Origin of the sequence: Enterovirga aerilata, assembly GCF_013044135.1 — a bacterium.
Taxonomy (GTDB): Bacteria; Pseudomonadota; Alphaproteobacteria; order Rhizobiales; family Beijerinckiaceae; genus Enterovirga; species Enterovirga aerilata.
Window position 1 is genome coordinate 615,588 of the sequence record NZ_JABEPP010000004.1, and the last position, 20,101, is coordinate 635,688.

At 68.8% G+C, this 20,101-nt stretch carries 16 protein-coding genes; 7 read left to right on the forward strand and 9 right to left on the reverse strand.

Annotation, left to right across the window (positions count from 1 at the left end):
* The first annotated feature begins 91 nt into the window (after positions 1-91).
* Complete coding sequence (locus tag HJG44_RS16995) at positions 92-850, forward strand: response regulator transcription factor (protein ID WP_171219504.1); 759 nt, start codon at positions 92-94, stop codon at positions 848-850.
* A gap of 70 nt (positions 851-920) precedes the next feature.
* On the opposite strand, the gene HJG44_RS17000 is transcribed toward HJG44_RS16995, so the two are convergent.
* The 6 genes from HJG44_RS17000 to HJG44_RS17025 are packed head-to-tail and all read right to left on the reverse strand — an operon-like array spanning position 921 to position 9,361.
* Positions 921-2,165, reverse strand: coding sequence for a glycosyltransferase (locus HJG44_RS17000; protein WP_171219505.1), 1,245 nt, complete (start codon positions 2,163-2,165; stop codon positions 921-923).
* Positions 2,140-3,384, reverse strand: coding sequence for a lipopolysaccharide biosynthesis protein (locus HJG44_RS17005; protein ID WP_171219506.1), 1,245 nt, complete (start codon positions 3,382-3,384; stop codon positions 2,140-2,142). The genes HJG44_RS17000 and HJG44_RS17005 overlap by 26 nt, the downstream gene beginning before the upstream one ends.
* The gene (locus HJG44_RS17010) at positions 3,374-5,602 is read right to left on the reverse strand and encodes an NAD-dependent epimerase/dehydratase family protein (protein ID WP_171219507.1); all 2,229 of its coding nucleotides are present in this window, start codon (positions 5,600-5,602) and stop codon (positions 3,374-3,376) included. The genes HJG44_RS17005 and HJG44_RS17010 overlap by 11 nt, the downstream gene beginning before the upstream one ends.
* Positions 5,599-6,870, reverse strand: a complete 1,272-nt coding sequence (locus HJG44_RS17015; RefSeq protein ID WP_171219508.1) for a glycosyltransferase family 4 protein — start codon at positions 6,868-6,870, stop codon at positions 5,599-5,601. Before HJG44_RS17015 ends, HJG44_RS17010 begins: the two co-directional genes overlap by 4 nt.
* The gene (locus HJG44_RS17020; RefSeq protein ID WP_171219509.1) at positions 6,870-7,820 is read right to left on the reverse strand and encodes an NAD-dependent epimerase/dehydratase family protein; all 951 of its coding nucleotides are present in this window, start codon (positions 7,818-7,820) and stop codon (positions 6,870-6,872) included. The genes HJG44_RS17015 and HJG44_RS17020 overlap by 1 nt, the downstream gene beginning before the upstream one ends.
* 53 nt (positions 7,821-7,873) lie before the next feature.
* Positions 7,874-9,361, reverse strand: a complete 1,488-nt coding sequence (locus HJG44_RS17025) for a mannose-1-phosphate guanylyltransferase/mannose-6-phosphate isomerase (protein WP_171219510.1) — start codon at positions 9,359-9,361, stop codon at positions 7,874-7,876.
* Between the two features lie 313 nt (positions 9,362-9,674).
* Here HJG44_RS17025 and HJG44_RS17030 point away from each other — a divergent pair, with 313 nt between their 5' ends.
* The 5 genes from HJG44_RS17030 to HJG44_RS17050 all read left to right on the forward strand — a co-directional run bounded on the left by HJG44_RS17030 (position 9,675) and on the right by HJG44_RS17050 (position 15,575).
* Positions 9,675-10,655, forward strand: coding sequence for a UDP-glucuronic acid decarboxylase family protein (locus tag HJG44_RS17030; protein WP_171219511.1), 981 nt, complete (start codon positions 9,675-9,677; stop codon positions 10,653-10,655).
* Positions 10,656-10,860: 205 nt separating this feature from the next.
* Positions 10,861-11,853 (forward strand): NAD-dependent epimerase/dehydratase family protein, encoded by a 993-nt coding sequence (locus HJG44_RS17035; protein ID WP_210261157.1) that lies wholly within the window; start codon positions 10,861-10,863, stop codon positions 11,851-11,853.
* Positions 11,854-11,928: 75 nt separating this feature from the next.
* The gene (locus tag HJG44_RS17040) at positions 11,929-13,428 is read left to right on the forward strand and encodes a sugar transferase (RefSeq protein ID WP_171219513.1); all 1,500 of its coding nucleotides are present in this window, start codon (positions 11,929-11,931) and stop codon (positions 13,426-13,428) included.
* Positions 13,429-13,619: 191 nt separating this feature from the next.
* Complete coding sequence (locus HJG44_RS17045) at positions 13,620-13,886, forward strand: hypothetical protein (protein ID WP_171219514.1); 267 nt, start codon at positions 13,620-13,622, stop codon at positions 13,884-13,886.
* A gap of 174 nt (positions 13,887-14,060) precedes the next feature.
* On the forward strand, positions 14,061-15,575 hold the full coding sequence (locus HJG44_RS17050; RefSeq protein WP_171219515.1) for an NAD(P)-binding domain-containing protein: 1,515 nt from the start codon (positions 14,061-14,063) through the stop codon (positions 15,573-15,575).
* A gap of 186 nt (positions 15,576-15,761) precedes the next feature.
* Here the strand turns inward: HJG44_RS17050 and HJG44_RS17055 are convergent, their stop codons facing one another.
* Positions 15,762-16,715: an MBL fold metallo-hydrolase gene (locus HJG44_RS17055; RefSeq protein WP_171219516.1), complete on the reverse strand. Its 954-nt coding sequence runs from the start codon at positions 16,713-16,715 to the stop codon at positions 15,762-15,764.
* A 134-nt stretch (positions 16,716-16,849) separates the two neighbouring features.
* On the opposite strand from HJG44_RS17055, the gene HJG44_RS17060 reads away from it, so the two are divergent.
* A complete protein-coding gene (locus HJG44_RS17060) occupies positions 16,850-17,119 on the forward strand; it encodes a hypothetical protein (RefSeq protein ID WP_171219517.1) in 270 nt (89 codons plus the stop codon).
* Between the two features lie 424 nt (positions 17,120-17,543).
* Here HJG44_RS17060 and HJG44_RS17065 read toward each other — a convergent pair whose 3' ends face one another.
* Both HJG44_RS17065 and HJG44_RS17070 read right to left on the reverse strand, forming a co-directional pair.
* Complete coding sequence (locus tag HJG44_RS17065) at positions 17,544-18,593, reverse strand: NAD-dependent epimerase/dehydratase family protein (RefSeq protein WP_171219518.1); 1,050 nt, start codon at positions 18,591-18,593, stop codon at positions 17,544-17,546.
* A 35-nt stretch (positions 18,594-18,628) separates the two neighbouring features.
* Positions 18,629-19,960 (reverse strand): nucleotide sugar dehydrogenase, encoded by a 1,332-nt coding sequence (locus HJG44_RS17070; protein ID WP_171219519.1) that lies wholly within the window; start codon positions 19,958-19,960, stop codon positions 18,629-18,631.
* Between the last annotated feature and the right edge of the window lie 141 nt (positions 19,961-20,101).

Below are 20,101 nucleotides of genomic sequence, written 5' to 3' on the forward strand. Positions count from 1 at the left end.
GTTATTTTACTACTATGTGCCTGGAGAGTAGCCCAGGCGCCGTACTGCAGGCCCTGCCTCTTCTCGGTTGCAGTTGCGCATGGGGGTACCAATGTGTCGAGCGGTCGCCACCTGCATCCTCTCCGAAACGACCCTGTTCCGCGATGGCTTGGCCCGAATACTCGGGCGTAGTTCCTTCAAGGTCGTCGCGCAGGGATCTACGGATCTCGTCCCCAAGCTGCAGGGCGGCAAAGCCCCGAAGCTCTTCATCGTCGCGTTCGAGGGCGCAGCGCCCCACCCGCCCGGAGTCATCGAGGCGATCCGCTGCGCGCATCCCGACGCGTATGTCGTCGTGGTCGCTTCCCACCCTTCCGCCGAGGATATCGGGCGCGCCTTCCGATCCGGCGCGCACGGCTTTCTCGCCAATTCCATCAGCTCCGACGGGCTTCTGAAATCGCTCGAGGTGGTCATAGCCGGGGGGACGGTCCTGCCAGGCGACGTATCTGCGCTCTTTACGTCACCGAAGACCGAGCAGATCCGCGCCCTGCCCAGCCTGGTCGAGCCGCGCGTGCCGTCGGCCGCGGGCGACTCTCCCCCGCTCTCCTCGCGCGAGCTCGTCATCCTGCGCTCGCTCGTGAACGGGGATTCGAACAAGCACATCGCACGGCAGCTGGAGATCGCCGAAGCCACCGTGAAGGTCCATGTCAAGGCGATCCTGCGGAAGATACGAGTGCGAAACCGGACTCAGGCTGCCATCTGGGCCATGAATGTCGGCCTGTCCCAAGGGAGCAGCTCCGACGATCAAGGAGTGGAGCGGGACGGTCATCGCCTGCCGCCGTCCAAGCCGGCGCTCATCTCGCTGAATTCCTGACAGGAGAACCGCTCGATCGCCCGGCCAGCCCGGGCGTGGCTCCGCAACTCGCGCGCTCCCGCGCACTCCATCAGCTTCCATAGAGCCCCAGCAGCCGGGAGCTGATTTCCCCCCAATCGCCGAAGCCGATGACCATCTCGTGCGCATGCCGGGACATCAGGTTCCGGTCGGCCGGGCTCGCGCGCTCGGCTGCCATGAGAGCTGCGGCAAGGCTCTCCGCGGATGGATGCCGGACCGGGATCCCGGCGCCGAGGCGTTCGACATCCTCCAGAAGCCCGGTTCCCGGCGTGACCAGAAGCGGCAACCCCGACAGGGCGGCTTCGAGTGCGCCGATCGGCGAGCCCTCGTATCGCGACGGCTGGACGAAGTAATCCCAACGCCCGAAGGCCCTCGCCTTTCCGTCACCGAACAGGGCGGCGCCGATCCTGACGCAGCTGCCAAGATCCAGCTCGCGCGCGAGATCCGCGATTTCCTTCCGCGCCGGACCGGTGCCGAAGAGCTCCAACTCGCCCGTGCCTCCTTGGCGGCGGTACCGTGCGAAGCCCCGCAGGAGGATATCGAGCCCCTTATGCTCGATGGCGTAGCGTCCGAGATATCCGAAGCGCAGCGGCGCGCGGCTCGATGCGCGCCGGAGCGGAACGGGAAGTCGCCCATCCAAAGCCAGCGAGAAAGCGGCGTTCGGCACAACCTTGATGCGTGAAGCGGGCGCGATGCGTGCGATGATCATTCGCTCGCGCTCCGACACGGCTTGCACGAACTGCGCCCGTTCCAGCGCCCTCCGCTCGCACAGATGCAGGTAGAGCCGCGACAGCCCCCGCCGCAGGCCCGGCATCTCGACCAGGTGCGAGTAGCGGCCGTGCACAGTGACCGCATAGGGAATCCCAGCCCGGTTCAGGGCGCGGCAGACGGGGAGAAGCAGCGGCTCGCGCGCCCCATGGATGTGAAAGAAGGTTCGTCGCTCGGCGCCGGCGACGAGCGTCTCCAGGATCTCCGGCGCCAGCCGATAGTGCTTACCTCGCACGGACGGTCCCACGATCGGCAGGATCTGGGACGGAACCTCGAGCCGACCGGTCCGGGCGCCTTCCGGGACGGCGGAGAGGATCACGAGCCGCGTGTCGTGGCCCGCCGCGGCCTGCTCGACGGCGAGGTGCCGTGCGACCCTGTGGACGCCGTTCGCCTCGCTCGGATGGGCGTCCGAGGTGTCGAAGACGAGGTGGCGCACCTCGACCAGCCTCCTGGTGGCCGCGGGCGGCTGTTCCGAAGTCCTGGTGCGCTGATGGGGGCCGGCTTCAGGCCAGGCGGGCCTGATCATCATGGGCGATCGTCCTGAGCAGGAGAACCTGGGAGAGGAGAAGCCGGATCAGGTTGGCCACAAGCAGGGCCGAACAGGCTCCGATCAGGCCGAACTCCGCCGCGAGGAGCGGGACGAGAGCCAGCGCCGCGACCATGCCTGCGCCGTTGATGAGGAGGGCGGTGCGCGCCAGATCCACCCCGTGCAGGTAGGAGCAGATCATGTCCGTGCCGTAGTTCAGCGCGGACGCGACGGCCAGGATCTGCACCGCGTTGGCGAGCTGCACGTAGGGCGAGCCCGGGCCGTAGATCGCCGCGAGGATCGGTCCCGGCGCGATGCATGCGAGCGCGTAGATGACGAGGATGGGAGGGGCCCCGACGAGCGCGTAGGGGCGGGCGGCCTGCCAGGCCCGGGCCTTGCCCTCCGGGTGGGCGCGCGCCGCCGTCTGCGGGATGATGTTGCACAGGCCGAGGATGATCGGATTGGCCATGTTGACGACGTTCGCGGCCGCCTGGAGCTCTCCTGCTACAGCCGGTCCGTTCAGGAGGGCGAGGGTCCAGGCCAGGAGAGGATAGCGCAGCGCGAGAAGGCTTCCGTTCAGGAGCGACCAGCCCCCGAGCGCAACGAATTCACGGAACGTCCGGCCGAGACGAACCGGTCCCCTCCGCAGCGCGCCGGCCTGTGCCAACTGGAGGGCGCCCGCAGCCGCAGCGCAGGCGCCCATGCCGATGAAGGCGCGAGAGAGCGTCAGCTCACCGGCAAGGCCGAGCGAGATCACGACGGCGGCCTGCCCGATATAGGATAGGGCATCTCCAGGCAGGGCCGTCCTGTGGGCGAGCTCCGCCATGAGGCTCCGGCGCGCCATCTCCTGGAGCTGCCAGGCGGCGAAGTAGAACGTCACCCCCGCGGCCAGATCCCCTCGCCCCGCCCAGAGCAGTACGGCCGCGAGGGTCAGCGAGAGCGGAGCGCAGAAGAGGAGCGTCAACACGAAGGTCGCCCGGACCAGCGCGCGGCCGTCCTGCGCCTCCCGCGCATTTCGCCTGATCGAAAGCGGGTAGAATAGCAGCGATCCGGTGACGAGCTGCAGAAGGAGCATTGCCCCAACGAGCAGCGCGTAGACGCCGAACTCGGCGGGCGGGAGATGCCGCGCCAAGGTGACGTTGACGACGAAGGCGCCGACGCTGACGATGGCCTGGTCCGTCAGCGTCCACGAGGCGCGCCCGAGATGCGCCTTAGACAGCATTGACGAAATCCGGGCTGTCGAACGGTGTCCGGGATGCCGTCGGCGGCGCGCGGCGCGCGACCTCGCCGCGGACGTCGGCATAGGCCCAGTTCAGGTAGCGCGCGGTTTGCGCCATTCCGGTTTCGAAGTCGCGGACGGGATGGTAGCCGAGCTGCGATCTTGCCTTCTCGGAATCGGTGGTCGGGCGGGCAGCGTAGAGTGCGAGCGTGCGCGGATCCGGCAAATGGACCTGCCCGATCTTCTTCCCGCCGCCGCCGAAATAGTACTTGTCGACTAACGCTCGGGCTGGTTTCGGGAGCGCATCCAGGCCGGCCTGGAGCGCCTGCCGCGCCGGCGGCCACCTCACGACGATCTGAACGATCCGGCGCGGGTCGGATGCCACCATGCGGATGTCGCGCCAGAGTCCGTGGTTGCGGGCCATGATGCGGTCCTTCGGCCAGCAGCTCGGGCCCGGAATGCGAAGCGCGTCCGCGACCGTTCCGAAGAACCGGCCCCATGTCACGATCTCTGGGCCGGACAGGATGAAGCGCTCGCCGACCGCATCCGGCTTCGTCGCGGCGAGGAGCATGCCGTCGACGAGATCGTCGATATGGACCGGGTTGCAGAGCCCCGTCCCGCCGTCGGGAAGGATCACTTCGCCATATATGAGCATCTCGGCCGGACCGTCGGTCCAGGGCTTGGAGTGGGGTCCGTAGACGATCGTCGGCTGGACGACGGTCGCCTGCACCTTCCCGCTGCGCGCGGCGGCGAGCACCTCTCCTTCCAGATCGAGCTTGGTGCGAATGTACTCCCAATTTCGGTTCCCGTCCGGAGTTGCCTCGCTCAGCTCTCCGTCGGGGAAAGGCTCGTAGACCGAGAAGCTGCTGACGTGGACGAGCCGCCGGACTGCGCGTTCCGAGCAGGCGGCGAGGATGGCTCGCGTCCCCCCGATATTCTGCTGGCGCGAGCGCGGGTCGTAGGCGCAGTGGAAGACGTAATCGCCACCCTCCACCGCCCGGGCCACCGCCGGCGCGTCCGCAAGATCCAGCCGCACGATCTCGACCGGCAGGCGGGCGAGGCGCGCCGCCTGGCTGATGCTGCGCACGAGGCAGCGCACGCGGATGCCGTCCTCGACGAGCCGCTCCGCGAGCCGCCCTCCGACGAAGCCGGTCGCGCCGGTGATCACCGCGGCCGAACCGGGCGGAAGGGCCGGAGCGTCCGCTCGCCGCGGCTCCGCCCAGGGAAGCGCGAGCGGCGTCCTGATCCGGTAAGCCGCTTCCACCAGGGCAACCGCCGCGAGCCCCTCCCGGCCCGGCACGCCTTGGGCGGCACCCGTCTCGATGCTCGCGCGGAAATCCCGGATCTCGGCGTCGAACAGCGCCGGGAAGAGCTGCTGGCGCAAGCTGCTCGGCGACAGACCCTCATGCTCGAAGGCCAGAACGGCGGGCGACCCGGAAACGACCTCGTTCTTGTAGAGATGCACCTCCACGAAGCCGCGCGACCCGTCGATACGAAGCGTGTTGCGGAGGTTTCGTGTCCGGCTGAGCTCGATGCGCCCGAAGGCGCCTGACGCGGAGGCGCAGGTCAACACGCAATCCGCCTCGACCCCGCGCTCGGCGTCGTCGGAATAGGCGAGCGGCCGAAGCTCCCCGAGGTACCAGCCGATCAGGTCAAGCGCGTGGGCGCCGGTATCCATCAGCACGCCGCCCCCGGACAGGTCCCGCCGCAGAAGGGCGTCGGAGCTGACTGCCCAGTTGAAGACGAAGCCTTCCCGGGCATCGAAGCGCTCCACCTCGCCGAGCGTCCCCGAGGCCAGGAGGGCCTTCGTCCAGCGCGCCACGTCGAGATACCTGCGCAGGAGGCCGACCGACAGCGTCAGGCCGCGCCGCTCCGCCTCCTCCACCATGGCCTCCGCATCGGCGCTGGCCGTCGCGAGCGGCTTCTCCATGAAGGCATGCTTGCCCGCGGCGACGAGCGCCCGACCGATGGGGCCATGGAATACGTGCGGAGCGGCCACGATCGCCGCATCGAAGCTGTCCCGGACGCTGTCCCACTCGCCGGCCGTGAGGACGCCGCGGCCCTTGCCGGGCAGACGGCCCTTCAGATGTTCGCACCGCGCCTGCGACGTGTCCACCAAGACCGACGGAATCCACCCGGCCCGGCGGAGCGCCGGCAGGAGATGATGCTCGACGACGGCGCCGCAGCCGATGATTGCGAGACGGGGGGCGTCAGGGCTCATCCGATGGCATCCTGGTGGCGTGGAAGGGAGACGGAGCGAGGCGGCGGAGCGCGATGCGCACGCGGCACGGCCGCGAGGGCGCGTTCGTAGCCGGCGAGCGCCTGCTCCGCCGCGACCGGCCATGTGAAGAGCTGCTCGACGCGTCGGCGCGCACCGCGGCCCATCTCGGCCAGCGCGCTCGGACGTGCGACGAGGCGCCCGATCGCGCGGGCGAGCGCCTCCGGATGGCCTGGCGGGATGAGGATTCCGCTCGCGTCGTCGACCTCGAACGGGATCCCGCCGACGCGGGACGCGATCACGGGCAGGCCGTGCGCCATCGCCTCGAGGACGGCGAGGGGCAGCGTATCGGCCAGGGTCGGAAAGATGAAGCAGTCCGAGCGCCGGAAGAGCGGCGAGAGTTCGGCATCATCGAGCCGGCCGGTCACCAGGATCTCCTGTCCCGGGCCGCAGGCCCGCAGCGCGCCCTCGTAGTCGATCCCGGCGCGCTTCTCGCCGCCGATCACCAGCCGGAAGGGGCAGCGGAGGCGGCGGAACGCCTCCAGGAGGATAGGGAGCCCCTTGTTCGGCGTGTGGTTGGCCAGGAACATGAAGGTGAGGGGCTCGCCGGCCCGGCGCGGCGGGATGCCGTGGCGCGAGAGGACTGCCGCGCTCTGCGCGTCCTCTGCGGGCGCCGGAAGATCGACGCCGTTCGTCACGATCGTGATCTCGCCCCGGTATCCCATGCCCCGCACGATCGGGATGTCGGCCGGGGACAGCGCGAAGATCCCCGACGCGCGCGCGGTCGCGCGCGCGACAGGTGCCAGGACAAGCCGGCGCCAGGCGAGCCTCTGCGCGCGGCCGAAGCCGTGGATCTGCTCGCCATGCGCGATCTCGTTGTAGCCGTGGGTCGAGATCACATACGGGATGCGGCGGCGCCGGCACGCTCCCGCGATCCGCTCCAGCTCGAAGCCCGGCATCGGGTTGTGCAGATGGACGAGGTCGAAGGCGCCACGGCGCACGATGGCGGGGATGTCCGAGCGGTAGAAGGGCGTGCGGTAGCCTTGCGGTACGCGCGACCACGGCAGAAGCGGCGGAAGGCCTGTCCTGACCTCCTGCCGCTTGGCCGCCGGATCGCCGGGCGCGCCGACATGGGCGGCGCGTCCGTTCAGCATGCTGGCGACCGTGATGTCGCACTGGCGCGAGAGCTCGGCGCTGAGCCTTTCTCCGGCACGCACGGCGCCGCTCGCCGTCAGGTGCGGCGGGATGACGATCGCGGACAGAACGCGCATCAGCGGTACCGCGCCAGCAGGGAATCCGGCAGGTCCGGATCGCGCCAGAGTTCGGTCAGGGCATCCTCGATGGTGTGTTCGGGGCGCCAGCCGAAGACGCGCTGGATGAGGCTGTTGTCGGCCGCAAGAAAGGGACGGTCGACCGCGCGCACGCGGCTGTCATCGCGTTCGAGGGCGAAGCGGATGCCGGCGATCCGGCGCAGCTTCCGCAGCACGGACGCGACCGAGTAGCTCCGGGATGTGCCGAGATTGACCGTCACCGTCTCCCCGGGTGGGACGTCGCTGTTCAGAGCCGTCGCCACGAAGCCGCGCGCGGCGTCGAGCACATGCACGTAGTCGCGCTTCGGCCAGATGTTGCCGAGGCGAATCGAGACCCGGCCGCATTTGAGCTGGGCCACGATCTCCGGGACGAGGTGGGGGTTCGTCTCCCCTGGACCGATCACGTTGAAGAGGCGGACCACCACGGCGGAGAGGCCGCGCTGCCCGGCGATGTGACGGACATATTCCTCGCCGTGCAGCTTGGTGAAGCCGTAGATGTCGCTCGGCTTCACCTCGCCCGCTTCCGAATGTGGCTCCGCGGCCGGCTTGTAGACGGCCCCGCTGCTCGCGAAGACGAAGCGGCAGCCCGGCTCGCAGGCGAGCAGCAGGTTCATCGTCCCGAAGACGTTCGTCAGGAGCGCGGCCGAGGGATCGGCTTCGCATTCGGGGATGTAGTGGATGGCCGCGAGGTGGATCACTGCCTCGGGGCGGAACGAGCGTACGACCCGTTCGACCGCACCCCGATCGGTGATGTCGGCCCTCTCCAGCCGGATGCGTTCCAATTCGCTCTGCCTCAGCCGGACGCGGCCGTAGCGCAGATTGTCGAGCACGCAGACCTCGTGCTCCGGCGCGAGCAGCGCCACGGCTTCGCGGCCGACATAGCCGTTCCCGCCGGTGATCAGGATGCGCATCAACTTCTCCCGGACTGCCGCATGCTGGAGGTCGTCTCTGGTCGGGTGCCGCATCAGAGAGCGGCAGGGCTCGCGGCGAGCGGAGGCGCCGGTATGGGATCGGGGTGGGTCTCGGCCGGCCGCGGGACCGCTTCCCGGTGGTAGACGTCTTCGAGGCGGACGATGTCGTCCTCGCCGAGATACGAGCCGGTCTGAACTTCGATCAGCACAAGGGGGGCGTTGCCGAAGTTCTCCAGGCGGTGCACGGCCCCGAGGGGGATATGCGCGTGCTGGTTCGGCCCGAGCACGCTCACCGCGTCGCCGACGGTGACGTGGGCCTGGCCGCTGACGACGACCCAGTGCTCGGCTCTGAAGCGGTGCTTCTGCAGGGAGAGGCGTCCGCCCGGATGCACGACGATGCGCTTCACCTGGTAGCGCTCACCCTGGTCGATCGACTCGTAGCAGCCCCAGGGCCGATGGACCTGGGCATGCGCGCTCGCCTCCGCGCGGCCGTTGCGCTTCATCCACTGGACGACCTGCTTCACGTCGGCGCTGCGCCGGCGATCGGCGATCAGGATTGCGTCGCGGTCCGCGACCACGACGAGATCGTTCACGCCGAGCAGCGAGGTGAGCTGCCCGTTCGTCCAGACCAGGCAATTGCTCGCATTGTGGAGCGCGACGTCGCCGCGGGGCGCGTTCCCGTCGCCGTCGCGATCGGACAGCGACCAGAGCGCGTCCCAGTTGCCGATGTCGGACCAGCCGCACGCGACCGGTACGACGGCGGCCCGGTCGGTCCGTTCCATCACGGCGTAGTCGAGCGAGGTCGCCTCGGCACGCCCGAAGGGCTCTGCGGCCAGAACGCGCGCGCCGGCGACGATCTGGCTGTCCGAGACCGCTTCGCGGATGGCGGCGAGGGTGGCCGGAGCGAAGCGCTCGCATTCCTCGATCAGCGATCCCGCGCAGAACAGGAAGTTGCCGGAGTTCCACAGGCAGCCCTGGCGGACGAGACGCCCGGCCGTGGCTTCATCCGGCTTCTCGACGAAGCGCCGCACCCGCAGCGCCTGTCCGAGTGCACGGGCGCCCGGCTCCACGTAGCCGTACTCGGTCGCGTCCCGGACAGGCGTGATCCCGAAGGTCACGAGCCAGCCCCCTTCGGCGGCGGCAAGCCCGCTCCTGACGGCGTCGCTGAAGGCGGGAGCGTCGGCGATGTGGTGATCGGCGGCGAGCACCAGGACCGGCGTGTCGAGGCCGTCCTCGGCAATCGCGAGCGTGCCGGCCATCACGGCCGGGGCCGAATCCCGCCGCGCCGGCTCCAGCAGGAGATCGGCGACCGCATCGATCTCGCCGAGCTGGCGCTCGATGATGAAGCGATAGGCCTCGCTCGCCACGATGAGGGGGCGGTCGGCGAACTCTGCCTCCTGCACCCTGAGGACGGTCTCCTGGAAGCTGGAGCGGTTGCCGAGAAGCGGGATGAACTGCTTCGGCATCGTATCCCGCGAGGCCGGCCACAGCCGCGTTCCGGCGCCGCCGCACATGATCAGCGGCCTGATACGACCCCGCATGCCTGCCTCCTGTGATCCCGTGTTGCCGTTCTCTTTCCGTGGAGCGCAGGGCAGCCACGGCCAGGTACGAGCCTAGATCGGCCTTCTCGCGGCAGCGCGGGCTAAGGACGGGAGCTGGGCGGCAATTCCGGAGTACCTGGACCGGCGCACCCGGCGATCCGGAAGATCGCTGGAGCTGGTCACCGGAGAGTCGGGGCCGTCGGCCGAAGTACCTCATGTAAAGGCGATGCTATCGCCTCGTCATCCTCTTGAGCGGTTGCGCCGGCCCGCGATCGGGCGCGTGCTTATTGCCGGTTCAGCACCGGGGCTAGGCATGAAAAAGATCCTTGTGACGGGTGGCGCAGGGTTCATCGGTTCGCATCTATGCGCAAAGCTGGTGAACGAGGGGCACGACGTCCTGTGCGTGGACAATTACTTCACCGGATCGAGGCGAAACCTGGAAAGCCTGATATCAAACTCCTCGGTCGAGATCATGCGGCACGACGTTACGTTCCCGCTCTATGTCGAGGTTGACGAGATCTACAACCTCGCCTGCCCGGCCTCGCCGATTCACTACCAGCACGACCCGGTCCAGACCACGAAGACCAGCGTGCTCGGGGCGATCAACATGCTGGGCCTGGCGAAGCGGCTCCGCTGCCCGATCCTGCAGAGCTCGACGAGCGAGGTCTATGGCGACCCGGAGGTCCACCCCCAGACAGAGCAGTATTGGGGACGCGTGAACGTCGCGGGGCCGCGTGCCTGCTACGACGAAGGCAAGCGCTGCGCCGAGACGCTCTTCTTCGACTACCATCGCCAGCACAGGCTGCCGATCCGGGTCGCCCGCATCTTCAACACCTACGGCCCGAACATGCATCCGCAGGACGGGCGGGTGGTCTCGAACTTCATCGTCCAGGCACTGCAGAACGAACCGATCACGATCTACGGCGAAGGGCAGCAGACGCGCTCCTTCTGCTACGTGGACGATCTCGTCGAAGGCTTGGTGCGGCTGATGAACGTCCAGGGCGACGTTCCGACCCCGGTCAATCTGGGCAATCCGACGGAGACGACCATCCTCGAACTTGCCCAACTCGTGCTCGACCTCACCGGCTCCCGCTCCGAGCTGGTCCGCCGGCCGCTGCCCGTCGACGATCCCAAGCAGCGTTGCCCGGACATCGCCAAGGCGCGCGACCTCCTCCGCTGGGCGCCCAAGACCCCGCTCGAGGCAGGCCTGAAGCGCACCATCGCGTATTTCGAGGCGCTGCTCTCGTCCGGAGCGGGCGAGGTGCGCCAGCTCCGGAGAAGCGCCCGGGCCTGAGGCGGTACGGGCCTAGCGCCAGCCGAATTCGCTCGGACCGGTTCCCGCGGCCGCCATGCCGGGCAGAACCTGGTGTGTCGCGCGGTGTCTTCCGTTGAAGCATGTAAATGGCGGTAGATATCCCAGAGGGTATTACCCCGTTTGCTCGATTTGATCCGAGTTATTTCCTTTGAACAATGGCGTCATGAAGAACATGGAGAATGATATGTCGCGCAAATCGGCTCTGGTGACTGGTGCAGCCGGCTTCATCGGCCATCATCTGGTGAAATACCTCGTGAGGAAGGGCTATGACGTGCGCGGGGCGGACATCAAGCCCCCGGCATTCGAGGCCTCCCCCGCAAGCGATTTCGCCATTTGCGACCTGCGCGACTTCGACAACTGCCGGGCCGTGACCGCCGATGTCGAGGAGATCTACCATCTGGCGGCGGATATGGGCGGCATCGGCTACATCAGCGGCTCGCACGCGACGATCGCGATCAACAACACCCTGATCAACGCGCACATGATCCAGGCGGCCAAGAAGAACAATGCGAAACGGTTCCTGTTTTCGTCCTCGGCCTGCATCTACCCGCTCTATCTCCAGACGAAGCCCGACGTGACCCCGTTGCGCGAGGAGGATGCGTGGCCGGCCCAGCCGGAAGAAGGGTACGGCCTCGAGAAGCTCTTCATGGAGAAGCTCTGCCAGTACTTCCACGAGGATTACGGCATGGAGACGCGATCGGTTCGCTTCCACAACGTGTACGGGCCGCTTGGGACCTATGACGGCGGTCGCGAGAAGGCTCCGGCCGCCATCTGCCGCAAGATCGCCCTCGCGCAGGACGGCGACACGATCGAGATCTGGGGCGACGGCCAGCAGACGCGCTCGTTCATGTATGTCGACGACTGCGTGGAGGGAATCTTCCGCATCATGCAGTCCGACCACGCCGCACCGCTGAACCTGGGGACGGACGAACTCGTCACGGTCGACCAGCTCGTGGATACGGTTGCCGCGATCGCCGGAAAGCGCGTCGGGAAAGCGCACGATGTCTCGAAGCCGCAAGGCGTCCGGGGGCGGAACAGTGACAACACCAGGCTCCGGGAAGTGCTCGGCTGGGAGCCGACCATGATGGTGAGGGACGGCCTCGTCCCGACCTACGCCTGGATCGAGGCGCAGGTGCGGGCCGAGGCGCCGATGCCGCACGCGATCGCGGCCGAATAGCGCCCGGCACGGATCCGCACCCACCACCAACCCTTCCTCGGGGCTTTTCTTGCCCGGCTTCTCGATGGGTGAAGCATGGACGCGATTCCGTCTCCGCTCGGCCTCTCCCATCCCGAGGTGGGACCGGCCGAGGCTGCCCGGGCTCTTCAGGGCAGTGGGCCGACGATATTCCGGTCGGCGCATCCGCCGGCTCTCGCGAGGCGGGCGGTCTGCCTGCTTGCGCTTTGCGCCGCCGATATCGGCGCCGTCTTCGCCGCGCAGGCTCTCGCCCAGCTAGCCGTGGCGGGTTTGGGGCTGCCACCCGTCGAGGCTCCGGCCTATCTGGCCGCGTTCAGCGTGTTCGCGTTTCTGGCGGTCGGCCTCTACGCCGAATGGGGTCTCGGCCCGGTCGAGCGTCTGCGGCTGCGGGCCATGGGCGCGTTCCTCTTCGGTCTCGGCGCGACGGCGGCTCTGAGCGCCGAGCGGCACATGTTCGATGTAGCCCTCGCGGCCCAGGTTCTTCTCTGGGGAGCGCTCGTCGTCCCACTCGGCTTCTATGCCGGCGAGGCTGTGCGGATGGTCCTGATCCGCCTGCGCTGCTGGGGTACACCGACCGCGCTGATCGGTACCGGGCCGGAGAGCTGCACTCTGGGCCGCGCCCTCCTCGCCCGGCCGGAATACGGGTTGGTGCCGGTGGGGTTCATCGAGATCGCCCGCCAGGCCGACCCTGCTTCGGACTGCACCGATCTTCCGCTTCCGCTCATCGGCCGCGAGCAGGACGTCGAGCGGCTGAGCCGCGACATCGACGTGGTCCTGATCGCAGGGACCGAGACGTCCTCGTCGCGCGAGCTCCTCCGGCTTCCGTTCCGGCACGTGGTCCTGGCGCGCGCCGCGATGGATGGCCCGAGCTCCTGCCTGCGCCTACGTGCGCTCTGCGACGGCTTCGGCTTCGATCTGCCGCGTGGCATCTTCCGCAGGCGCAATCTCTTCATCAAGCGCTGCCTCGACCGCTCCCTGGCGATCCCGCTCCTGCTCGTCCTGGCACCCCTGATGGGGGTCGTCGCCCTCGCGATCCGGATCGTCTCACCGGGTCCCGTCTTCTTCCGCCACGGCCGCGTCGGTATGGACGGCCGCCCCATCGAGGTCCTGAAGTTCCGGACCATGCATGTCGACGCGGAGGCGCGCCTGCAGGAGCATCTGGCGCGCGATCCGGACGCGCGCCGGCAATGGGAGACCTTCTTCAAGCTCACGGACGATCCCCGTATCATCCCCGGAATCGGGCGGATCCTGCGCCGGTTCAGCCTCGACGAGCTGCCGCAGCTCATCAACGTGCTCCGCGGCGAGATCAGCCTCGTCGGCCCGCGCCCCTTCCCCGCCTACCACCTCCAGGGGTTCGACGAGGAGTTCCGGCGGCTGCGGGCGAGCGTTCCGCCGGGGCTGACCGGCTTCTGGCAGATCTCGGCCCGCAGCGAGGGGGACCTCGCGACGCAGAAGGCGCAGGACAGCTTCTACATCCAGAACTGGTCCGTCTGGCTGGACCTCTACATCCTGCTGCGGACCCCGCTCGCGGTCGTGGCGGCCCGTGGGGCATGCTGAGCGCGCGCCTCGGGGCGGCGCCGTCGAGCGGAACATGGCAGTCCGGCCGGTACCGGATCGCGGCCGGGCCGCCCTCGCCCGGAGGTAGTCCGACGGAGTGAGTCGCTCCTCCGCGCGCACAGGTGGATTGTCGGGCCCGTGCCGGGATCGCCCGGCGCGGCTCGACCCGCCTCCGGAGAGGGGCAGACGCCGTGAGCAGCGCAGGCGCCAGGCTCGCCCGATCCCGCCTGATCGCGCATTTCGAGATGGAGGCGCGCGAGCTCGACCGCCGCGCCGACCGGCTGCGCCGTTCGCTTCCGGGCCTGAGCGATGCAGGGCGGCATGCGGAAGTCCTCGCAGCCATCGCGCAACTCGCGGCCCTGGCGCAGATCAACCGCTGCAAGGCAGAGCGGCTGCGCGCGCTCGGCCAGGCTGGCGACGGGCCGTCTGACCCCGATCCCGCGGCAGATCCGGATTAGGCGCGCACGCTCTGTCCGATACCGTGGGGCCCTCAGCCGGGAGCGGGGGCCGGCCTGCGCCCGCCGCTGTTGCTGGCCTGCCGGCCGGAAGCTAGATCCAGGACGGCGCTCCCGTTCCACGGAGTGCTCCTTCGCCCTCCGCCCATAACCCGCACCATTCAAGCCGAGACTGTCATGGCTGAATTCCCGTCCGGGCCGCCGGTGGCGCGCCCTTCGGCGGAGCCGCGCTCCCGGGCCGGTGAGGCTGACGGGCTCGCCGTGCTGGAGCAGCGGGTGCGGCACGATCTCGCCGCCCTGAACCTCCCGCCTGCGAACTGGCCGGCCAGCACCTGGGGCGAGGACGGATCGGAGGTGCTGGACGTGCTCGTCGTCGGCGCCGGGATGCTCGGCATCGCGGCCGCCTCGGCCCTGATCTGCAAGGGCATCCGCAACGTCCAGATGATCGACCGCGCATCGCGAGGGCGTGAGGGACCCTGGACGACCTATGCCCGGATGGAGACGCTGCGCTCGCCTAAGCACCTGACAGGGCCAGCGCTCGGCATCCCGTCGCTTACCTTCCGGGCCTGGTACGAGGCGCGCGAGGGCAGTGCCGGCTGGGATGCCCTGTACAAGATCCCGAACGCCGCCTGGGCGGAGTATCTCGGCTGGCTCTCCGAGGTGCTCGCGCTGCCGGTCACGAGCGAGACCGAACTCACGGGCGTCGAGCCTTCGGGCAGTCTCCTCCAGGTCTCGCTGCGCGGTCCGGCCGGCCCGCATCGGCGGCTCGTGCGTCACCTCGTCCTCGCGACGGGAAGGGGCGGCACGGGCGGCGGCTTCATCCCGGATTTCGTGGATCCCGCCCTGTTTCCGGATCTCGCCGCGCATACGGTCGATCCGATCGATTTCGGGGCGCTGCGCGGAAGGCGGGTGGCGGTCCTGGGCGGCGGCGCCTCGGCCTGGGACAACGCCGCTACCGCGCTCGAGGCCGGGGCGGCCTCCGCCGAGATGTATGTCCGGCGCACCGTGCTGCCGCAGGTCAACAAGAGCCGGGGCACGGCCAATCCGGGCTGGTATTACGGCTGGGAAGCGCTCACCGATGCGGAGAAATGGGCCTTCAGCGTCTACCTGGAGGACCTGCAGGCGCCGCCCCCGCACGAGACCGTCCACCGCACCATCCGGCACCCGCAGTTTCGCCTCCACCTGGGCGCACCCATCACGGCCGCCGCGCGCGAGGGAGGTGAGGTCCGGCTGAGAGTCGGGGGCCGCGACGCGGAGGAGCGGGCGGATTTCCTGATCGTCGGCACGGGTTTCAAGGTCGATCTCTCGGCCGCGCCGGAACTCCGTGCGGTAGCGGCGGAGGCCGCCACCTGGGGCGACCGTTACAGGCCCCCGGAGGCGCTCGTACGGCCGGCCCTCGCCCGCTATCCCTATCTCGGCCCGGCCTTCGAGCTGACAGAGCGCGTGTCCGGCGCCTGCCCGGCCCTGTCGCGCATCCACCTCTTCAACTATTCCGCCCATCTCAGCCACCGGCAGCTCTCCGGCGACATCCCGGGCGTGGATGTCGGGGCCGAGAAGCTCGCCGTCGGCGTGGCGCAAGCGCTCTTCCGCGAGGATCTGGACCATCTCCGGGCCGAGCTCGAAGCCTTCGCGGAGCCCGAGCTGGAGAGCACGCCCTTCTTCGCCCTGCCCCAGGCCCCGAGGGCGGGGTAGGGCTGCGCAAGGGGTCGGCCGCCACGATCGAGGTTCTCCCGTGGCGATCGGAGGGGGCGGGCGCCTTCCCGGTCTGCCATTCCGATAGCGATACCCACGCCCAGCCGAGCTCGGCTCGCCGACTTCTCCGCCCCCCTTGACCTGGCGCAGGCTGAAGGCCGGCGCAGATACGCCTGAGCCAGCGTGTCAGCTCTCGTTCATCGCTGCCCAGACCTCGCGATCGCGCTCGGCGGTCCAGATCACCGGATCGTCGATGCCGGACGCCTCGTCATAGGCGCGCGCCACGTTGAAGGGCTGGCAATGCTCGTAGATCGCGTAGGACGAGAATTTCGGGTCCATGACCTCGCGCGCAGCCGCGAAGGTCTCCTTGAGGCTCCTCCCGCGCGCGACGGACATCTCCGCAACCCCGTAGAGGGTCGTCACGAAATCGCGCGTGAGGGCGATGGCTTCCGCGACGGTGCGATGCCCGAGAAGCGCGTCGCCGCGGCCGGGCACGACCGCCGTCGGGTTGAAGTCGCGTATCGCATCGAGCGTACGCGGCCATTGCCGAAGCTTCGCATCGCCGCAATAGCAGGCCGAGTGGTACTCGACGAGGTCGCCGGTGAACATCACGCCGGCATCCGGCACCCAGGCCACGATGTCGCCCGAGGTGTGCCCCGCGCCGAGCTGCATGAGCTGCACCTCGCGCTTGCCGAGATAGATCGACATCCGCCCGGAGAAGCTGAGACTGGGCCAGGTCAGCCCGGGGATGCTCTCGGCATCACGGAAGAGGCGGGGGAATCGGCCGTATTCCGAATCCCAGTCCTCCTGGCCGCGCTCCGCTATGAGGCGATAGGTTTCCGCCGAGGCCACGATGCCTTGTGCGCCATAGGCGGAGGCGCCGAGCACCCGGACCGCATGGTAGTGCGAGAGCACGACATAGCGGATCGGCTTGTCCGTTACGCTCCGCACCCGTTCGACCACGCCTCGCGCCATGGCAGGCGTCGCCTGGGCATCGAAGACGATGCAGCCGTCGTCGCCCACGATCACCCCCGAATTGGGATCGCCCTCCGCCGTGAACGCGTACAGGTCGCGCCCGATCTCGGCGAACGTGACCTTCTTGTCCGAAAGGTCGGATGTCGAGGCGAAGGCCTTGGACATGGACGATGATCCTCCCGCGCCGGTCTGGACGGCTCGATCGTGGCTTAGCCGCTGGACCGGGGAGGTCAACTGCCGGGCTTGGCAGGTGGCCCGGTGCTGCGCGATGCTGCGGACCCTCTGCGGCGAGTGGCAGCATGACCCAGGACGATGAGGATGGCGGCTCCGAGGGACCTGAGCCGATCGAGATTGCGCTTCCGGGCGAGGGACCCTTTCAGCTGCCGCTTTGCACCGACCTCGCGGCCGTCGCGATCGGCGAGACCCTGGCCGTCCTGCAATTCGAGACAATGGAGGGGCAGCGGGTCGACATCCCGATCCCCATCGGGATGCTGCTGGAGATCAAGGAGGCTGCCGAGGAGGCGCTTCGGGCCGCCATGGCGGACCGGGACGGCTCCATGGTCCAATGAGCCGAACACCGGACAGCTCCTCGCGGGCTTCACCAGCAGATGCCGACGGGCGGGGAAGTGCCGGATGCGCGGGATGCCGGCGCAGCGTCTCAGCCGATCGATGGAGCGTCACGGACGGGTCTTCTCGGGACCGGCTCGAGAAGACACGGAACGGCTGATCAGGTTCCCGGCGCGGTGCCGGCTATCGAACGGGGCGGAAGCGAGACGTTACGGCAACAACCCCGCCCGGCGTGAGGCCGGGCGGGGCAGTCCGCCGCATCACTGACGGAGGGCGCGATACGCGCCTCGCCCGGCATGGACGTCGGCTGGTTAGCCGTTGGTTAATTCCGCACTCCGTGTCCTTGATTGCACGGAGGTCGGGACGCGGCGGGCTCGGGTGTCGCCGCGGCGCGGGACTGCAAGGCGCGAGCCGGATCCGACGGCGCTAATCCGGGACGGGGTCGCTGCCGGAGGCGCGGATATGGCCGGGTTCATGGTAGCTCCGGTACCAGGCGACGAAGCTGGCAATCCCCTGCTCGAGCGAGGTCGGACTGACCCGGCCGTAGAGCGCCGCGAAGGACGATGCATCGGACGAGGTCGAGACGACGTCGCCTGGAGGCAGGGCAGTCGTCAGGCGGACGGCCCGGCGGCCGAGCTCGGATTCGATCAGGGCCACGACGCGGTTCAGGTCGCTCGGCCGGTCGCCTCCGATATTGAGGAGCCGAATGGGCGCCACCGGGCTGCCGTCGGGGCCGCGCATCTCCTGGCGCGCCGGCGCGGGCGGCGAGCCGGCAAGCACCCGGATCACTGCTTCGACGGCATCGTCGACATAGGTGAAGTCGCGCCTCACCTCGCCGCCCGCGGCCACCTCGATCGGCTCGCCCCGGGCGATCCTGTCCGTGAAACGATAGATCGCCATGTCGGGCCGGCCCCACGGGCCGTAGACCGTGAAGAAGCGCAGGCCGGTGCAGGGCAGCCCGAACAGGTGGGCGTAGGCATGCGCCATCAGTTCGTTCGAGCGCTTCGTCGCCGCGTAGAGGCTGATCGGCTGGTCGACCGGGTCGGCTTCCGAGAACGGCAGCTTCGTGTTTGCGCCGTAGACCGAGCTCGATGAGGCGTAGACGAGATGCTCGGTTCTCGTGTGCCGGCAGCCTTCCAGGATGTTGACGAAGGCCGTCAGGTTCGCTGAGGCATAGGCCTCCGGGTTGGTCAGCGCATAGCGGACGCCCGGCTGCGCGGCGAGATGCAGAGCCGTCCGGAAACCGTGCCGGTCAAAGAGCTGGCGGGTCGCGAGCGCATCGGCCAGATCGAAACGAAGGCCCGTGAAGCCGGGGAATTCCGAAAGCCGTGCGAAGCGCGCCTCTTTCAGTCGCGGATCGTAATAGGAGGAGAAGGAGTCGACCCCCACGACCGTCCGCCCTTCCGCGAGCAGGCGCCTAGCCACGTGGAAGCCGATGAAGCCCGCCGCCCCGGTGACGAGGATGGGCGTCGCCATCTCAGGATGCGGGACGAGCTGCCGGCCGGCGCCGCTCAGGCCGCGCCGGGATGGCCGGCGCCCTGCGGGCGCCCGACGCTCGTGTAGTGAAAGCCATGCCTGCGCATCTCCTCCGGCACGTAGACGTTGCGCAGGTCCACCAGCACGGGCGCAGCCAGCGCCTTGCGCAGCCTCGCGGGATCGAGCGCGCGGAAGGCGTCCCACTCCGTGACCAGAACAAGAGCGTCCGCGCCTTCGGCGCAGGAATAGGCATCAGTCGCGTATTCCACGTCGGTCAAGACGGCCCTGGCCTGCTCCATTCCTTCGGGATCGTAGGCGCGGATGCGAGCCCCCGCATCCTGCAGGGCTGAGATGATCGCGCAGGACGGCGCATCGCGCATGTCGTCCGTGTTCGGCTTGAAGGTGAGCCCGAGGACCGCGATGAGCTTGCCCCGAACCGAGCCGTCGCAGGCTGCAATGACTTTGCGGGCCATGGCGCGCTTGCGCTGGTCGTTCACGGAGACGACCGTCTCGACGAGCCGGACCGGCGCGCCATGATCCTGCGCCGTCTTCATCAGAGCGAGCGTGTCCTTGGGGAAGCAGGAGCCTCCATAGCCCGGCCCGGCATGGAGGAACTTCGTCCCGATCCGGTTGTCCAGCCCGATGCCGCGCGCGACCTCCTGCACGTTCGCGCCCACCTGCTCGCACAGATCCGCGATCTCGTTGATGAAGGTGATCTTCGTCGCCAGGAACGCATTGGCCGCGTATTTCGTCAGCTCCGCCGTGCGGCGGCCTGTAACCATGATCGGCGCCTGGTTCAGGTAGAGCGGGCGGTAGAGGTCGCTCACGACCCGGGCCCCGTGCTCGTCGTTCGCCCCGATCACGATGCGATCCGGACGCTTGAAGTCCTGGATGGCGGCCCCTTCCCGCAGGAATTCGGGATTGGACACCACGGAGAACTCGGCGTCCGGCCGCAATTCGCGAATGATGCGTTCGACTTCGTCGCCGGTGCCGACCGGTACCGTCGATTTGGTCACCACGACCGTGAAGCCGTCGATCGCCGCCGCGATCTCACGCGCCGCCGCGTAGACGAAGGAGAGATCCGCAAAGCCGTCGCCGCGCCGCGAGGGCGTTCCGACCGCGATGAACACCGCCTGCGCGTCATGCACGGCGGCCGCGAGCTCGGTCGTGAAGGAGAGCCGGCCGGCGCGGACATTGGTCGCTACCAGATCGTCGAGGCCCGGCTCGAAGATCGGGATGCGGCCCGCCTTGAGGGCCGCGACCTTGCCCGCATCCCTGTCGATGCAGACGACCTCGTGCCCGAAATCGGCGAAGCACGCCCCCGAGACGAGACCGACATAGCCGGACCCGACCATCGCAACCCGCACGATGAACCTCCCGTCCGCTGCGCCTGGACCGGCAGATGCCCGGCCCGGTGGCAAAAGGCAAATGGTCCAGGCGTGCCCGGAAGGCGATGGATGTTGCGCGAAAGAGGGACCCAATCGCGCCGATCTTCGTTGATGGGGCTG

Coding starts and splice junctions, on each gene's coding strand:
- HJG44_RS17050 (WP_171219515.1), top strand. CDS start 14,061: ATGGCTGAATTCCCGTCCGGGCCGCCGGTGGCGCGCCCTTCGGCGGAG.
- HJG44_RS17000 (WP_171219505.1), bottom strand. CDS start 2,165: ATGATGATCAGGCCCGCCTGGCCTGAAGCCGGCCCCCATCAGCGCACC.
- HJG44_RS17030 (WP_171219511.1), top strand. CDS start 9,675: ATGAAAAAGATCCTTGTGACGGGTGGCGCAGGGTTCATCGGTTCGCAT.
- HJG44_RS17025 (WP_171219510.1), bottom strand. CDS start 9,361: ATGCGGGGTCGTATCAGGCCGCTGATCATGTGCGGCGGCGCCGGAACG.
- HJG44_RS17065 (WP_171219518.1), bottom strand. CDS start 18,593: ATGGCGACGCCCATCCTCGTCACCGGGGCGGCGGGCTTCATCGGCTTC.
- HJG44_RS17055 (WP_171219516.1), bottom strand. CDS start 16,715: ATGTCCAAGGCCTTCGCCTCGACATCCGACCTTTCGGACAAGAAGGTC.
- HJG44_RS17035 (WP_210261157.1), top strand. CDS start 10,861: ATGTCGCGCAAATCGGCTCTGGTGACTGGTGCAGCCGGCTTCATCGGC.
- HJG44_RS17010 (WP_171219507.1), bottom strand. CDS start 5,602: ATGAGCCCTGACGCCCCCCGTCTCGCAATCATCGGCTGCGGCGCCGTC.
- HJG44_RS17015 (WP_171219508.1), bottom strand. CDS start 6,870: ATGCGCGTTCTGTCCGCGATCGTCATCCCGCCGCACCTGACGGCGAGC.
- HJG44_RS16995 (WP_171219504.1), top strand. CDS start 92: ATGTGTCGAGCGGTCGCCACCTGCATCCTCTCCGAAACGACCCTGTTC.
- HJG44_RS17060 (WP_171219517.1), top strand. CDS start 16,850: ATGACCCAGGACGATGAGGATGGCGGCTCCGAGGGACCTGAGCCGATC.
- HJG44_RS17040 (WP_171219513.1), top strand. CDS start 11,929: ATGGACGCGATTCCGTCTCCGCTCGGCCTCTCCCATCCCGAGGTGGGA.
- HJG44_RS17005 (WP_171219506.1), bottom strand. CDS start 3,384: ATGCTGTCTAAGGCGCATCTCGGGCGCGCCTCGTGGACGCTGACGGAC.
- HJG44_RS17020 (WP_171219509.1), bottom strand. CDS start 7,820: ATGCGCATCCTGATCACCGGCGGGAACGGCTATGTCGGCCGCGAAGCC.